The sequence below is a fragment of the Hyunsoonleella ulvae genome (assembly GCF_016827605.1).
Taxonomy (GTDB): domain Bacteria; phylum Bacteroidota; class Bacteroidia; order Flavobacteriales; family Flavobacteriaceae; genus Jejuia; species Jejuia ulvae.
In genome coordinates, this window is the sequence record NZ_JAEPJQ010000003.1 from 55,321 (window position 1) to 72,330 (window position 17,010).

The 17,010-nt window shown below is 33.3% G+C and carries 13 protein-coding genes; 8 read left to right on the forward strand and 5 right to left on the reverse strand.

The annotated features are described in order from the left end of the window. The first annotated feature begins 45 nt into the window (after window positions 1–45). From lptC to JS605_RS09295, 4 genes are all read left to right on the forward strand, one after another. Window positions 46–594, forward strand: coding sequence for an LPS export ABC transporter periplasmic protein LptC (gene lptC / locus JS605_RS09280; RefSeq protein WP_203257444.1), 549 nt, complete (start codon window positions 46–48; stop codon window positions 592–594). Between the two features lie 74 nt (window positions 595–668). Then, window positions 669–857: a hypothetical protein gene (locus tag JS605_RS09285; protein ID WP_203257445.1), complete on the forward strand. Its 189-nt coding sequence runs from the start codon at window positions 669–671 to the stop codon at window positions 855–857. Continuing rightward, entirely contained in the window at window positions 858–2,147 is a 1,290-nt protein-coding gene (locus tag JS605_RS09290; protein WP_203257446.1) for a hemolysin family protein, read from the forward strand. A gap of 194 nt (window positions 2,148–2,341) precedes the next feature. Next, the gene (locus JS605_RS09295; RefSeq protein WP_203257447.1) at window positions 2,342–4,474 is read left to right on the forward strand and encodes a peptidylprolyl isomerase; all 2,133 of its coding nucleotides are present in this window, start codon (window positions 2,342–2,344) and stop codon (window positions 4,472–4,474) included. Between the two features lie 57 nt (window positions 4,475–4,531). On the opposite strand, the gene JS605_RS09300 is transcribed toward JS605_RS09295, so the two are convergent. Both JS605_RS09300 and JS605_RS09305 read right to left on the reverse strand, forming a co-directional pair. Then, window positions 4,532–5,467, reverse strand: a complete 936-nt coding sequence (locus JS605_RS09300; RefSeq protein ID WP_203257448.1) for a GYDIA family GHMP kinase — start codon at window positions 5,465–5,467, stop codon at window positions 4,532–4,534. Between the two features lie 17 nt (window positions 5,468–5,484). Further along, entirely contained in the window at window positions 5,485–6,801 is a 1,317-nt protein-coding gene (locus JS605_RS09305; RefSeq protein WP_203257449.1) for a hydroxymethylglutaryl-CoA reductase, degradative, read from the reverse strand. Window positions 6,802–7,038: 237 nt separating this feature from the next. Between JS605_RS09305 and JS605_RS09310 the strand changes: the two genes are divergently transcribed. The 4 genes from JS605_RS09310 (at window position 7,039) to JS605_RS09325 (ending at window position 13,283) form a co-directional block, all read left to right on the forward strand. Next, complete coding sequence (locus tag JS605_RS09310) at window positions 7,039–9,270, forward strand: S9 family peptidase (RefSeq protein WP_203257450.1); 2,232 nt, start codon at window positions 7,039–7,041, stop codon at window positions 9,268–9,270. A gap of 41 nt (window positions 9,271–9,311) precedes the next feature. Next, window positions 9,312–10,880: a peptide MFS transporter gene (locus JS605_RS09315; protein WP_203257451.1), complete on the forward strand. Its 1,569-nt coding sequence runs from the start codon at window positions 9,312–9,314 to the stop codon at window positions 10,878–10,880. Between the two features lie 24 nt (window positions 10,881–10,904). Continuing rightward, window positions 10,905–12,647, forward strand: a complete 1,743-nt coding sequence (locus tag JS605_RS09320; RefSeq protein WP_203257452.1) for a peptide MFS transporter — start codon at window positions 10,905–10,907, stop codon at window positions 12,645–12,647. 87 nt (window positions 12,648–12,734) lie between these two features. Then, window positions 12,735–13,283: a thioredoxin family protein gene (locus JS605_RS09325; protein ID WP_203257453.1), complete on the forward strand. Its 549-nt coding sequence runs from the start codon at window positions 12,735–12,737 to the stop codon at window positions 13,281–13,283. A gap of 3 nt (window positions 13,284–13,286) precedes the next feature. Here JS605_RS09325 and JS605_RS09330 read toward each other — a convergent pair whose 3' ends face one another. From JS605_RS09330 to lpxB, 3 genes are read right to left on the reverse strand one after another with little or no spacing between them, the layout of a single operon-like run. Continuing rightward, window positions 13,287–15,326 (reverse strand): ComEC/Rec2 family competence protein, encoded by a 2,040-nt coding sequence (locus tag JS605_RS09330; protein ID WP_203257454.1) that lies wholly within the window; start codon window positions 15,324–15,326, stop codon window positions 13,287–13,289. A gap of 22 nt (window positions 15,327–15,348) precedes the next feature. After that, complete coding sequence (locus JS605_RS09335) at window positions 15,349–15,888, reverse strand: C40 family peptidase (RefSeq protein ID WP_203257455.1); 540 nt, start codon at window positions 15,886–15,888, stop codon at window positions 15,349–15,351. Between the two features lie 6 nt (window positions 15,889–15,894). After that, window positions 15,895–17,007 carry a lipid-A-disaccharide synthase gene (gene lpxB / locus JS605_RS09340; protein ID WP_203257456.1) on the reverse strand — a complete coding sequence of 371 codons (1,113 nt, stop codon included), beginning with the start codon at window positions 17,005–17,007 and terminating at the stop codon, window positions 15,895–15,897. Between the last annotated feature and the right edge of the window lie 3 nt (window positions 17,008–17,010).

Consider the following 17,010-nt stretch of genomic DNA (forward strand, 5'->3'; position numbering starts at 1 on the left):
CTATGACTATGTTTTTTTCATATGATAATTTTTAGTTTCCTCTCAATGGTCACATGGTATTCATATAAGCAGGTATTTGCAATGGGGTTATTTTTTATAACGCTCATCTCATGTACAAACAATCTCAAGGATGTTCAGAATATAGGGATTTCAGAGAACGAACCCATTGGTGTTGCCGAGAATATTAATTTAAAATACACCGATTCAGGTAAAATCAAAGCGATTTTGAAAAGCCCCAAAATGTACGACTATGGTAATATGAAATTTCCCTATAATGAGTTTACAGAAGGTGTTAATCTAGAAGTTATTGAAGACGGTAAAAAAAGTGTGATCATCTCAGACTATGCTGTTTTTTACAAAAAAACTAATATCATCGATTTACAAGGAAATGTAAAAATTACGACCCATAGCAATGATACATTATTTGCAGAGCAATTGTATTACGATGAAAGCAAAGAATGGTTGTTTACCAATAGCCCAGTTACCTTTAGAACAGGCCAAGATTTAATACATGGTAATGGTTTCGATTCTAATTCAAAATTCACAAATGCAGAGGTTTTAGAGATTACAGGCCTCATTACAGTTGATGAATAATTTTTTTTGGATTCCTCTTCTCTTATTAGCGCCGCTATTTTAAGTATCTTTGTACAATAATTATCAATACGTTTATGAAATACGCTAAGTTCTTCCAATTTGTATACTTAGTTTTTGCAGCATTATTTATTTATGATGCTATTTCTAAATACACTGCAAATGGCGAAATTGCATACCCGTCTATTTTATTAGGGATTACTGCAATTTTCATGTTCTTCTTTAGAAGAAAGTTTATGAAAAAATTTGAAAACAGAGGCAAGTAAATGACGCTTTACGTTGTTATTATTGTTGTGTCTTTATTGCTTTCGGCCTTCTTTTCAGGAATGGAGATTGCCTACATATCTTCCAATAAAATTCATATAGAGTTAGAGAAAAAGCAAGAAGGTGTGCTTGCCACGGTTTTAAGACGCTTAACAGCTAAGCCATCAAAATTTATTACCACGATGCTTATTGGGAACAACATCGCATTGGTAATTTATGGGTTTTTTATGGGAGATGTTTTGGTAAAATGGTTTCAATCCATGTTGCCAACACAGTCTGCATTTGCGAATTACCTACTAACGGATTTAAGCTTATTGTCCCAAACTGTTATTTCAACGTTTGTTATATTGATAACCGCAGAATTTTTACCAAAAGTATTTTTTCAGATTTATGCCAATACGCTTATAAAATTTCTAGCGATTCCTGCCTACATCTTTTATGTGTTGTTTACCTGGGTTTCAGATTTCGTGATTTGGATATCAGATTTAGTACTAAAATATTTCTTTAAAACCGAAGGCGATAATATCCAAATGGCCTTTTCAAAGGTAGAACTGGGAAATTATATTAGCGAACAAATGGAATCAGTTGAAGCACATGATGAGGTAGATTCAGAGATTCAAATTTTTCAGAATGCACTAGAGTTTTCAGAGGTAAAAGCTCGGGAAGTTATGGTGCCCAGAACAGAAATTATAGCTGTTGATATCAATGATACTGTAAAATCCCTAAACGGTTTGTTTACCGAAACAGGCTGTTCTAAAATATTGGTATATAAAGATTCCATAGATGATATTTTAGGGTATGTACATTCATTTGAGCTTTTTAAGAAGCCAAAAACTATAAAATCTATACTCTTGCCTGTGGAATTTGTTCCAGGTACCGTTTTAGTGAGCGATGTATTAAATATTTTAACAAAAAAACGAAAAAGTATAGCAGTTGTTTTAGATGAATATGGAGGCACATCAGGTATTATGACAGTGGAAGATATTGTAGAAGAATTATTTGGAGAAATAGAAGACGAGCATGATACCGTAGTGTTGGAAGAACAGAAGATTGATGATGAAACCTATCGTTTTTCAGCAAGAATGGAAGTAGACCATATTAATGAAACCTATAAAATTAACCTTCCAGAAGATGAAAATTACGAAACCCTAGGAGGATTGATAGTATACCATACTGAAGGAATTCCCGAAAAGGATGAAGTTATAGAAATAGATGCTTTTGAATTTACAATTTTAGAGGTATCCAATACCAAAATTGATTTGGTTGAAGTAAAACTTATAAACGAAGATTAGACATATATTGCATATTAGCCAGCACATGCAATTATTGCTTGTTTCTCCTTTTATTATTTGATAGAAAATGGTATTTTCGCGCACAATATTTTTGTAAAATCTCAATTACACAAGCTATTCTGGTATTTTGATATTAAAATTTTTATCAAAAAAGTGATTAAACATAGCTTAACGATTTAAAATTTATAAAGCATATGGCAGTTTTAAATAAAATTAGACAACGCTCATTATTTCTAATACTAATTATAGCATTAGCGCTATTCTCTTTTGTATTAGCTGATTTGTTTAGAAATAGCGATGCCCTATCGGCGAAATCTCAAAATACAGTGGCTACCATTAATGGAAAGGATATTACCCGCGATGATTTCCTTAAAAAGGTAGAAAACATGCAACGCCAAATGGGACCAAATGCCACAAACACCCAAGTAATAAATCGTGTTTGGAACCAAGAAGTAAGAGAAGCTGTATTGTCTACGCAATATGAAAAATTAGGTATTTCCATAGAGAAAGACCAGATGAAAGATTTATTAAAAACAGCATTGACTGGAAATCAACAGTTTTCTAATGAAGCAGGACTGTTTGATGAAGGTAAATTAAACGAATATATTGCTAACTTAAAAAACACATCAGAAGCCCAATACCAAGGTTGGATAGATTATGAAAAAAGGGTAGCATCCAATGCATTACAACAAAACTACTTTAACCTTGTAAAAGCTGGATTAGTTGGTACATTAGCAGAAGGAGAGCTTGAACACCAACTGGAAGGAAATAAAGTAGATATTAAATTTGTACAAATACCTTACACTAAAATAGCAGATAGTACAATTAAAGTAACCAAGTCTGATATTGAAGCGTACATAAAGGAACATAAAAGTCAATTTGAGGTTGATGCTTCAAGAGATATCAAGTTTGTTGAGTTTAAGGAAACCGCGACAGTAGCTGATGAAAATGCCATACAAGAAGACCTTAAGGTATTTATTACAGGAAGAATTAAGGATAAAGATGGAAGAACAGATCCTATCGATGCGTTTTCAACTGTAGAAAACAATGAAGAATATATTAATTTAATAGCAGCATCAGATGAAAAGTTTGATGATCGTTTTGTGTTCAAATCAAGTTTACCAGTTCAAGTTGCAGATAGCATCTATAACCTAAACGTAGGAGAGACCTATGGGCCTTACAGAGATGGGAACGCTTTTAAGCTAACAAAGCTTATCGAAACAAAGAATATTCCAGATTCTGCTAAAGTGAGACATATTTTAATTCCTTTTATTGGGTCGCAAAGTTCAGGTACACCAGCAACACAAACCGAAGAAGAAGCTAAAGCTACTGCAGACAGTTTATTGGCAATTTTAAAAAGAAACAAATCTAAATTCCCTGAGTTTGTTAAGGAGTTTTCTTCAGATCAAGGAAGTGTAGCTAACGAGGGACGTTACGATTGGCATGCCTATGGTACTATGGTTCCAGAATTCAATGATTTTGAGTTTAACGGCCGTGTTGGGGATATAGATATCGTAAAAACGATTTTTGGATTTCATATTGTAGAAATAGAAGGGTTAAAGGATAAAAAGAAAGCCGTTAAAGTAGGTACCATAGCTAAGAAAATAGAACCTTCTGAAGCAACAGTAAACGCTATTTTTAGGGATGCCTCTAATTTTGAAATGAAAGCAAAAGAGGGTGAATTTGAAGCTATTGCAAAAGAGAAGAACTATACGGTGCGTCCTGTAAATGGTATAAAAGCTTTAGATGAAAATATCCCAGGTGTAGGAAATCAGAGACCAATAGTGCGTTGGGCATTTGAGGACGAGACCAAAGAAGGAGACATAAAACGTTTTACTATTTCTGGAGGCGGGTACGTTATTGCACAATTAGTGGCAAAACATGAAGAAGGTTTAATGGCAGTTGAAAACGCATCGGCTACCGTATTACCTAAAATAAGAAAAGAGCGAAAAGCTGAAATAATAAAAGAACGTGTTACCGCTACTACTTTAGAAGATGTAGCAACCGCTGAAAACACCTCTGTTAGAACTGCTTTGGCAGTTAATATGAAGAACCCTACTATTTCAGGTGCAGGTAGAGAACCTTTGGTTGTTGGTACAGCATTTGCATTAGAAGAAGGAGAAACATCAAAATTAGTTTCAGGAGAAAGAGGTGTGTATATGGTAAAAGTTACCAAGAAAACACCAGCAGTGGCATTAGATAACTATCAGTCGTTCGCCAATAGAGTAGAAACGCAAAAGGCAAGTGTTGTTAACTCTAAGCTATACAATGCGCTTAAAGATGCAGCAGATATTGAAGATAATAGAGTTGAACTTCAAATTCAATAAAAAATAACTCAAACTAAATTAAAAAACTAACTACAAAGCCTCCAATCGGAGGCTTTTTTATTTTAAAATCATCTCATTGTAAGGTATAATGGTGTGAAAACCTTTTTCGACAAAGTAAGATGTTGGGTTGGTTTCAGAGCATACCAACATAAAATCGCCGCCCCACGCACCAAGACTCTTCATGGCGCCATTAAAATCATTAAAATACTTAGATGTTATAGTGGGTTGGTTTATAACCTTTGAAATGATGCTTTCGTGCTTTATGATTAACTTTTGAAATTCACTAAAGTTATCACTTGTAATTAACGCCTTGGTAATAGCATTAATTTCAGAAATAGCATGGCTTAGGTTTTGATGTAACGCTTTATAATACGCAATACCATCACGACTGTTTTGTTTTTTGTTAAGATAGACAAAATAGAGATGGTCTTTAAAAGGAGGATTAAAATCAACCGATGACACTATTCTATTGGTTTCCTGATTTTGTTTTAGAGTATCATCATTTAATAATTGATATGTAATCGCAGTATTGTGTTGCGCGCAAGCAATGTCGTACCCACTACCCCCAAATGTTAGTTTTAAGAGTTTATACGGGTTTATACTTGCCCATTTAGCAATATTATTTATAAGTGTTGATGAGGTGCCAAGCCCCCAATTTTTTGGAAAATCTAAATAGGTTTCAATTGAAAAACCTGTGTTAGTATCAAGAAAATTTGGGTTTAGTTGTTGAGCTGCATTCAAAATTTGTAATAATCTTAAATGTGGCGTACTAGTCTCAGTTTTATTTGATTTTAAATCATTTAAATGAAATTTATCTTCAAACCATACCTTATTTTTTTCATCAAAGCTTTTCCAGTGAATATGCTTGGAATCAATAGGCTTAACATTAAGTGATTGGCCATATTTAGTAGGAATAGCAAGAGAAATAGCACCATCAAGCACTACATATTCTCCCGTTAGTAATAATTTGCCGTTGCTCTTAAATGTTTTCAATACAATAAATTAAACTATTAATTACGTAGGTTTTCCAAGGTTTGCACTACAGCATTATGAGTTACCGTTTTTGTTTTAAAAAGCTCCACTATTTTTTGTTTCTCAGTGTCAGTAGCCTCAAATTGGTTTAAAATATTCATAAGATGCATTTTCATGTGACCTTGTTGAATACCAGTTGTAGTTAGCGAACGTAATGCCGCAAAGTTTTGTGCCAAACCTGCAACAGCTACAATTTGCATTAATTCTTTTGCAGAAGGTTTGTCTAATAACTCCAGAGCGAGTTTTACTAATGGGTGTAAACCAGTTAACCCACCAACAGTACCCAGTGCTAATGGTATTTCCATCCAAAATGTAAAAATACCATCCTTAATTTCAGCATGCGACAAACTACTATATGAACCATTTCTGGAAGCAAAAGCATGTACACCTGCTTCAACAGCTCTAAAATCGTTACCAGTAGCCAAGATAACAGCGTCTATACCATTCATTATACCTTTATTATGAGTTACGGCACGGTATGGCTCCACCTCAGCAATCCTAACAGCCTCAACAAATTTATTGGCAAAAGATGCTCCAGAAACACCAGTATTTTCAGATAACTGTTCTACAGGGCAACTAACCTCTGCTCTAACCAAACAATCAGGGACATAATTAGATAAAATGCTCATCACAATATCAATGTACTTTTCGTCCTGAGAAAACCCATCAAAATGTAAGGCTTCATTTTTAAACGTTTTCGCAAACTGCTCTAAACATGAATTGATGAAGTTGGCACCCATAGCATCTAAGGTTTCAAAAGAAACATGCAATTGGTAATACCCCTCAATATCTTGTGTTTTGTTTCGTAACTCAATATCCAAAATACCACCACCACGTTTTTCCATATTAGCGGTAATGTGTTTTGCCTCTTCAATTAATTTTGGCTTTACATAGGCAAAGTACGACGTTAAATGCTCGTTGTCTCCTCTATATTTAAAATGGACTTGACCTATTTTTTTAGTAGCAATTACCTTGGTTTTAAATCCTCCTTTATCTAACCAAAATTTTGCAGCTTTACTAGCGGCAGCCACAACAGAACTTTCCTCAATAGCCATGGGAATGGTATAGGTTTTTCCGTTAATTAAAAAATTTGGAGCTACCCCTAAAGGCAAGTAGTAGTTGGTAATAGTGTTTTCAATAAACTCATCATGAAGCTGCTGCAATTTTTTGTCAGCATTCCAATATTGTGTTAAAATTTGTTTTGCCTTATCATTTTTGGATAAATAAGTATTAACTATCCAATCAATTTTTTCAGATTTTGAGAGTTTAGAAAAACCAGAAATCGTTTTGCTCATAGTGGCACGCATTTAAAGTGCAAAGATACTACTCTTGATGCGAAAATTGAGCAAGTATACAAACAGCACGATTTACTGTTAATAATTGTGGTTAATTACATAATTTTTAGTAAACTTGGTATCGCTTTATAAAATAGATGGTTTTTTAGACTAAATGTCTATAATTTGTAATTTTAATTTGAATAAACAGATTGAAATGGAAGTTAAAGAACTGTCAAAAACGATAGCAAAATACGTATGAAATATTTAAAATTCTCCTTTAGCATTTCTCTGTTTCTCTCCCTTTCACTTTTAGCGCAAACCAAAGAAATTGTTTTAGAAGATATTTGGAGTGGTGGATTTAGAACGGAAAAGATAGATGTTTTACATTCTATGAAAAACGGACAGCAATATTCGGTTTTTAACTTCGATAGAGCTGCAAGAACCACTTCGGTTGATATTTATGACTATAAAACACTGAAGAAAGTACAAACTTTAGTGTCTTCATCTGATATTCCAGAGCTTAATTATTTTACTGATTATACCTTCAGTGAAGACGAACAAAAAGTATTATTGGCAACAGATGAAGAATCTATTTACAGAAGGTCTTCGTTAGCTTACTATTATGTTTATGATGTGGAAACTAAAAGTGTTACTAAAGTATCAGATGAAAAAATACAAGAACCAACGTTTTCTCCCGATGGTACAAAACTAGCTTATGGGTTTAATAACAATCTGTATATTTTAGATTTAATCTCAGAAGAGACGAAACAAATTACTTTTGATGGAGAAAAAAATAAAATTATCAATGGCATTGCCGATTGGGTTTACGAAGAGGAATTTTCAATAGTGCGTGCTTTTAGTTGGAATAAAAACAGCAGTAAAATTGCATTTATACGTTTTGATGAAACTGATGTACCTGAATTTTCTATGGATATTTATGGTACAGGCTTATACCAAACCCAACAGGTGTTTAAATATCCTAAAGCAGGAGAGAAAAATTCTGAAGTCTCCCTTCATGTATATAATATTAACAATGAAGCGTTGACAGCTGTAAAAGTTGATAAAGCGTATACTGATTTTTACATTCCGAGAATTAAATGGACAAACGAGACAAACATTTTAAGTGCTCAATTTATGAACCGTCAACAAAACATGTTGGACTTATGGTTTGTTGATACAGAAAAAAACACATCAAAAATAGTACTTGATGAAAAGGATAGGGCTTACATAGATATTACCGATAACTTAACTTTTTTAAGCGACAATAGTTTTATTTGGACCAGTGAGAAAGATGGGTACAACCATATTTACCATTATGATAAAGATGGAGCTTTAATTAATCAGGTAACCAAGGGTAATTGGGAGGTTACTAATTATTATGGTTATAACGAGAGCAGCAAAAGTATTTTTTATCAATCTACCGAAAACGGATCTATAAATAGAGATGTATATAGTATTAAATTAAACGGGCGTAATAAAAAACGATTAACGAAAACAAATGGGACAAATAGTGCTGCGTTTAGTGCAGATTTCTCATATTTTATAAATACATTTTCAAGTGCCACAACCCCACCAGAGTATACTTTAAATAGTGCTTCATCTGGTAATCTTATCAAGAGTATAAAAGACAATGATAAGCTAGTTCAAAAACTATCAGATTTTAAAACATCAAAAAAAGAATTTAGTACCATACAAGTAAACGGTAACGATTTAAACATGTGGATGCTTAAACCAGCAAATTTTGATGCTTCAAAAGCATATCCTCTTTTTATGACACAATATTCGGGTCCAGGTTCACAGTCGGTTTCCAATAGTTGGAACAGTGCAAATGATTATTGGTTTCAAATGCTAGCACAACAAGGATACGTTGTAGTTTGTGTAGATGGGAGAGGTACTGGTTTTAAAGGCGCAGCTTTTAAAAAAGTAACGCAAAACGATTTGGGTAAGTATGAAGTTGAAGACCAAATTCAAACAGCAAAACAGTTGGGGGAATTGCCATATATTGATGCATCCAGAATAGGTATTTGGGGATGGAGTTATGGTGGGTTTATGAGCAGTAATTGTTTGTTTAAGGGGAATGATGTATTTAAAATGGCTATTGCAGTTGCACCAGTAACCAGTTGGCGTTTTTATGATACAATTTATACAGAACGGTATTTAGGGACTCCTCAAAATAACCCGAGTGGTTATGATGATAATTCTCCAATTAATCATGTTACTAAACTTAAAGGCGATTTTTTATTGGTACATGGTACAGCAGATGATAATGTACATGCGCAAAACACAATGCGATTGGTAGAAGCTTTAATACAGGCAGATAAACAATTTGATTGGGCGATGTACCCAGATAAAAATCATGGTATTTACGGCGGAAATACACGATTGCATTTGTATAAAAAAATGACAAATTTTATCAATGAGACCCTTGGGGATAAAATTGAGAAGAAAAAGACAAAAGATAGGGTGGAATCAAAGATTAAGGGGTAGTTTCAAATTTTATTTTTCTTAAAACTCTAAAATAGATATTTATGGATTTTGTATTAGGATTAATTATTGTAGGATGGCTTTTTTGTTTAATCTGGATACCTCTTGTAATTAAAGCAAATTGGAAAATTCATCCTAGGGCACTGTTCGTCTGTTTTTTTGCTGAAATGTGGGAGCGTTTTTCCTACTATGGCATGCGAGCATTGTTAACGCTTTATATGGTAAAGGTTGTATTTCAGCAAATTTCCAGTGGTGAGGCAGATGTAAAATCTCTGGCTATTTATGGATCATATACCGCATCAATATATCTTGGGCCTATAATTGGAGGAATAATGGCTGATAAGTATTTAGGGTTTAGAAAAGCTATTTTGCTTGGAGGTATTCTTATAAGTATTGGGCATATAGTATTAGCAGCTCAAGGGATCGTTGCAGAAACCAATGAATTGTTCTTTTTTGTCGCATTATCATTCATTGTAGTAGGTACTGGCTATTTTAAACCAAATATATCAAGTTTTTTAGGTAAATTCTATGACCAAGATGATTCTAGAAAAGATTCTGCATATAATATTTTTTATATGGGCATAAACGTAGGTGCTTTTCTTTCAGCATTAACATGTGGATATCTAGGAGAAGAGGTTGGTTGGCACTGGGGATTTGGATTAGCAGGAATAGGGATGCTATTAGGGTTATTTGTGTTTTGGAAGAATTTAAAGCATTTTGGAAATGAAGGGCTTGTTCCTCAAAAGAAATATGATAACGAAAGTATATTTGCAGGCTTTAGCTTAAATAAATTGATTATACTTTTAAGTTTTATCGCAGTGCCATTGTGGGCTTTGCTGTTTAGCTATGATGCAGTTTTTAAATTTGGTTTAACAGGAATTACTATTGCGGTACTGGCTTATCTAATCTATTTGAGCACCAAATATGAAAATGGATCACGCTTATTAGTAGTTTTAGTACTCTTCTTATTTCATGCTATGTTTTGGGCTTTATTCGAACAAGCAGGAGGATCACTTACTTTAATCACAGATAGGTTTGTTGATCGTTCTATTGGTAACTCTGAAATACCAGCTTCTCAATTCCAAGCACTCAATGCATTTTTTATCATTGTGTTTGCTCCAGTTTTTTCATGGTTATGGATGAAGTTAAATAAACTCAAAAAAGAACCTAGTACACCACTGAAATTTGTATACTCACTGGTCCTACTTGCTATTGGATTTTTGGTAATTGTTATGGGTGCTACCTCTGCAATTGCCTCAGGTCAAAAAATTATAATTTGGGCTATTATTTTTATGTATTTGTTTCATACTCTAGGAGAGCTATGTTTGTCGCCCGTTGGTTTATCTATGATTACTAAACTTTCTCCAGCCGATATTGTGGGCTTTACTATGGGTGCTTGGTTCTTGTCTTATTCTGTAGGGAATAAAATGGCTACAGAAATTGGTAAACTCATTAGTATTGGCAATCTAGATGAAGGTTCTTCAATGGAGGCACAAATCCAACCTTATGTTGATGTTTACCTAAATTGGGGTGTTTACGTAGTTTTAGGATGTGCACTTATTCTTCTTTGTCTTGTTCCTTTATTAAAGAAATTGATGAAGGGCATTAGATAGTAATTATAACTTAATTCATTTATTATGGGCAATAATTCAACAGATCAATTTTTTAAAAGTACAGTTTTAGGACATCCATCTGGATTATTTGTGTTGTTTTTTACCGAAATGTGGGAACGCTTCTCTTATTATGGAATGCGAGCTTTATTGGTACTGTTTTTAACAGCTTCATTGATGGAAGAAGGATGGGGTTGGCCTCGTGAACATGCTATGGCCTTGTTTGGCTCTTATGTGGGTTTAGTCTATTTGTCTACTATGATGGGAGGCTATTTTGCAGATAAAATCATAGGTTTTAGATTAGCTGTTGTTGTCGGTGCTTTACTTATGACTTTGGGACATGCATCTATGGCAATAGAAACCTCTTGGTCTATATATCTTGGTTTAGGTCTTTTAGTTATTGGAAATGGGTTTTTTAAACCTAATATGACTTCTATTATTTCTGAAATGTATAAAGACAGGCCTGAAAAAAAAGATGGTGCGTATACTATCTTCTATATGGGCGTTAATGCTGGAGCTTTTTTAGGAATTCTACTTTGTGGTTATTTAGGAGAGAAAGTTGGTTGGAGTTTAGGTTTTGGTTTGGCAGGTATTTTTATGCTCTTTGGTTTGATTCAATTTTGGCTTGCTCAAAATATTTTTGGTACTATAGGATTAAAACCTAAGAAGGATGACAAAAATTCTATTGAAGCCCTTGATAATGACAAAAGGGTGCCGTTTACTTCTTGGCAATTAATTTTAATATTTTTAATGATAGCCCTCGGGTTATTATGGATTATTAATGCTCCAGTTGCAACGATAACAGGTGGTAAGTTTGATATATTTAATTTTTTAGGTTCAAGTGGTAATAACATCGCAATATTAACAGCTCTGGGATTATTTCTTATATTATTGATTTATAGGTTTACCCAGTATTCCAATATAACAAGAGATAGGTTAATAGCTGTGTCTTTCTTTGCTTTATTATCAGTCTTTTTTTGGGCTATTTTTGAACAATCTCCAGGTACATTAACCATTTTTGCTAAAGACTATACAGATAGAACCTTGGATGGATCTTCTGCTACTATTTTTAGAATTGTGAATTCGTTAATGACTATTGTTCCATTATCCATTATAACTTGGGTTTTGTATTTGCTGTTCAAGCAAACCTATGGGAAATATAGTTTGTCAAATATTGTTTTAAGTATAAGTTTCCTTATAGTTTGGATAATAGCAATATGGATGTTAGTTGATCAGTTTAATGATGACAATCTAGAGATACCAGCCTCATGGTTTAGCGTTTTAAATTCTCTATTTATTATCACATTAGCACCATTATTTTCAAAATGGTGGGAAAGTAAATATAATCCATCCGCAAATGGGAAATATGGTATAGGGATGTTATTGTTAGGTTTAGGTATGGCGTGTGTAGCATTTGGAGCTATGGGTATAGAGCCTGGCGCTAAAACAGCATCAGTAAGCATGGTTTGGCTTGTTTTAGTTTATCTATTTCATACCATGGGTGAACTATGTATATCTCCAGTAGGTTTATCTTATGTAAGTAAATTAGTTCCAGCTAGAATGATAGCATTTATGTTTGGGGTTTGGTATTTAGCTATAGCTATTGGTATGAAAGGTGCAGGGGTTTTTGGAGAAAACGTAGATAAGATAGCTGATGAGAATGGAATAAGCTATTTTTTCTGGATATTAACTATAATATCAATCATCGCTGGAGTGATTTCTATTTTATTTCAACCTATCATAAAAAAACTAATGCACGGGGTACGTTAATCGAAAAAAGCGTTAAAAAACAATCAAAAAACACCTTTTTAGGTGCTTTTTTTGTAAGTTCGGTATATCATTTGCAACAAATTGAGCATGAGAAATTTAGTTTTAATAGTAGCAATTACGCTTTTAACCTCCGTTTCTGGAATAGCGCAAGAGATAAATTGGGTAACGCTAGAGGAAGCGATTGAGCTACAAAAGGAGACCCCAAAAAAAATTATGATGGACGTTTATACCGTTTGGTGTGGCCCATGTAAAATGTTGGATAAAAATACATTTCACAACGCTGATGTTGTAGCATATGTAAATAAGAATTATTATGCCGTTAAGTTTAATGGTGAGGGGAATGATGTGGTTAAGTACAAGGATAAATCGTTTGCTAACCCTAACTATAGTGAAGCAAGAGCAAAAACACGAAATAGTGCGCATGAACTAGCAAGATATTTACAGATAAGTGCTTATCCAACAATTGTGTTTTTTGATGAAAAAGCCGATGTAATAGCTCCAATACGAGGGTATCAGCAACCCAAACAATTAGAGTTGTACCTAAAGCTATTTAAAAATGATGATCATAAAGACATTAAAACTCAAGAAGATTTTAATGAGTATTACAAAGCTTTTAAAGCAGAATTTGAAGGCTAAGAATTAATAACTAATAACATAGGCTCCCTTTTTACCAGTTTGATGAAAAGGGAGTTTTTTGTTTTTACAAATAGATTCCCAGCGTTCTAAGTAAGATTTATAATTACTACCATCAGCAATAATCATTTTAGGTTTTAAGGTATTAATTAGCCGTTCTAAATTTAGTTTAGGAGATTGTCTCAAAAGCACATAATCAGGTTTTAGTGTTGTTACTTTATATACTGCAGTACTGTCAATAACCAAAACCTTTTTCGATCCTAAAACAAAAAAAGAAGGAATAGTGTCGTACACAGTATTTTTTATGTGCGTTTTAACCTTAAAATCCTCAATTATTTTGTGTGTAGGTAGTGCAATACCATCAATATCATGACTTACTTTAATCTGGTTATTAAAAACTTGCCCAATCACACTGTTTCTGCTTTTATGAAATACAATAAACTGTTTTTCCGGTTTAGTGTATTTGGTATAGATAAAAGCACTTTGTACTAAAATTATAGCTATTAAAGCATATTTTAAGTTTGAATGATTCTTCCTGAAAAACCATCTAAAACTTGTAATGATAAGTGCATAAAACACCAAAACATATAAGAAGCTAAAAGAGATATCTTTAACTAAAAACGATTCTTGGTGGGATACCCAACTTACAAAACGGTTCATTATGCTTATAATAGAACCAAAAATAGAAGCTAATACCTGGGGGAGTAGATTTAAAAGCGCAAGCAGGATAATTAAAAGTCCTAGCCCTAAAATTAGCCCTAAAAAAGGAATAATAACCAGGTTAGAAACAAAGAATAGTAAAGGAAACTGATGGAAATAGTATAAGCTTAGCGGTAAAATACCAAATTGTGCAGCAACCGTAACGGTAAGCGTATGCCAATATTTATCTAATAACCAGTTTTTGGGTTGCCAAAGTTTATATAGAACAGGATCTAAGCTAACAATTGCAAAAACAGCCATATAGCTCAATTGAAATCCTACATCAAACAGAAAAAGAGGTTTAAACAATAGAATGATAAGTATGGAGATGGTAAGGGTGTTGTAGATATTTGTTGGACGGTTTAAATTCATGCCAATAGCAACAATACTAAACATGGTAACGGCTCTTGTAACAGAGGCAGATAACCCCGCGATAATAGCAAAACCCCAAAGTATTAAAACTAATAAAATGGTCTTAATTAATTTACCATGTTTTAGTTTTTCCAGAGGTTTCAACACAAAGCTCAGGATAAGCAGAATAATACCAACGTGCAAACCAGATACCGCTAAAATATGTATCGCACCAGCATTGGTGTAATTTGTATAAACTTCCTTACTAATATCTTGGCGCTGCCCAAGTAATAATGCATTAATTATAGCTAATTCATCAGGCTTAAAATTGAATGGTTTTAGCTTAGAATTTACATGTGTTCTAAAGGTATTTGCTAATCCAAAAACTGTAGTTTTAACGTTTCCAAGCTTCAGTAGAGAAGAGGTGTCAATAAATAACTGATGAAAGATGTATTTCTTTTTAAGGTAAGCTTTATAGTTAAACTGACCTGGATTTAAAGCTCCAGTAAGGTGTTTAAAGTTGGTTCTAACAAGGTAAGTCTCATCTACGTCCAATGGATGTATCGTACTATCTTTTTGAATATTTAAAAGTGTTTTTCCTGTGGCTTTATTGTCGTCAACTTTAAGGATGTCGATGATATATTTGTCATGATAATTTCCTGATTTTAATACCTCTCTAACTTGAAAATATATGGTATTTGGAGTTACTGTATCTTCAGAAATATGATTTGAATAATGGTTTGAAAAATGTACTTCATTATGAAGATTTACACTAAGCACACCCGCATTGGTCATGCAAAAAAACGCAACCAGACCAAACCATAAATTTTTAGTAAATTGTTGTTTTTGAATGATGTATAAAACAAATAAAACAGCAATAGAAAGTGCATTTAAAACTATTGAAGTATAAAGTCCAATTGAAAAATAGTACCCGAGTAAAATACCAAGTACTAAAAAAAAAGTAAGTTTTATTATGGTAAAGTTGAGCAGTTTCATCTGCTACAAGATAATAAAGAACTTATAAAACACGTCTTACTTCAACAAAAGCCGATTTCCAATAGTCATCATTAATAGAAGAAATTATAACACCTTTTGAAGTAGTGGCATGAATAAAGTAAATGTTATTATTTTTTATTTCAACCACTAAACCTACATGGTTAATGGAGCCTCTTCGGTTTTTACCTGTTTTAAAAAAGAGTAGATCTCCCTTTAAAGTTTCTTTAAGCTGAATTTTTTTGCCTTTTTTAGCCATATCCCTAGAAATTCTTGGCAGGTATATATGATGGGCTTTAAAAGATTCGTAAACCAATCCAGAACAGTCCATACCTCTTTTTGTAGTGCCGCCCCATTTATAGCGCGTGCCTAAAAACTGCTTGGAATAATCTACAATTTTTGATGATGTAGATGTGTTTTCTTTAATGTTAGGATTTGTAGTAGTTGATGTAGCAGTGTTTCGTGCTTCAACCTTTGGTTTTTTAGTTACAACCTTTGGACGTTTTGATGATTTACAATTGCTCAATCCCAACAACAAGATAACTAACAACAGATAGTTTTTCATAAAAGATTAAGACATCAAATGGTTATAAATTAATCTTGCGGTTTTCTCACTAGCACCCTTACCACCTAATTTTTGTTCCAATTCATAATAATTAAGATACATGTTGTGGCGTTCTTCAGTATCAAGAATTTTAGTTAATTCAGCTTTTAAGCGGGTTTTATTAAAATCGTTTTGAATTAATTCTGTAACCACTTCTTTATCCATTACTAAATTCACTAAAGAAATAAATTTTAAAGTAATAATGCGTTTAGCAATGTGATATGAGATTGCACTTCCTTTATAACATACCACTTGAGGCACTTTAAATAGCGCCGTTTCTAAAGTAGCAGTACCAGAAGTTACTAAAGCAGCGTAAGACACGCTTAGCAAATCGTAGGTTTTATTTGGAATAAAATGAACGTTCTTATTGTTTATAAAGGTTTTGTAAAACTCAAAATCTTGACTTGGTGCACCTGCAACTACGAACTGATATTCGGAAAAATCATCAATTAAACTAAGCATCACGGTAAGCATTTTCGTGATTTCTTGTTTTCTGCTTCCGGGCAGTAAAGCAATTATAGGTTTGTTTTCAAGGTTATGGGCTTTCCTGAATTCTAATTCGTTAATTGGGGTTCTATTTGCTATAGCGTCAATAAGGGGATGTCCCACAAAATCAACATCATAATCATATTTTTTATAAAAGGATTTTACAAAAGGCAGAATAACAAACATCTTGTCAATATCACGCTTAATCGCCTTTACTCTACTTGCCCTAGATGCCCAAACCTGCGGGGAAATGTAATAATTGGTTCTGTAACCTTGCGCTTTGGCCCACTTTGCAATGCGTAAGTTAAATCCAGAATTGTCAATAAAAACAACAACATCAGGTTTAAAGCTATTAATATCACTTTTACAGAACGATATAAGTTTAAAGATTTTACTCAGGTTCATGATAACCTCAGTAAACCCCATAAAAGCACGCTCTTTATAGTGCTTTACCAATGTACCACCAGCGTCTTGCATTAAATCGCCACCCCAACATCTAATATCAGCATCATTATCTACATTTAATAATGCTTTAATAAGGTTAGAACCGTGTAGATCTCCCGATGCCTCTCCTGCAAGAATGTAATATTTCATCTA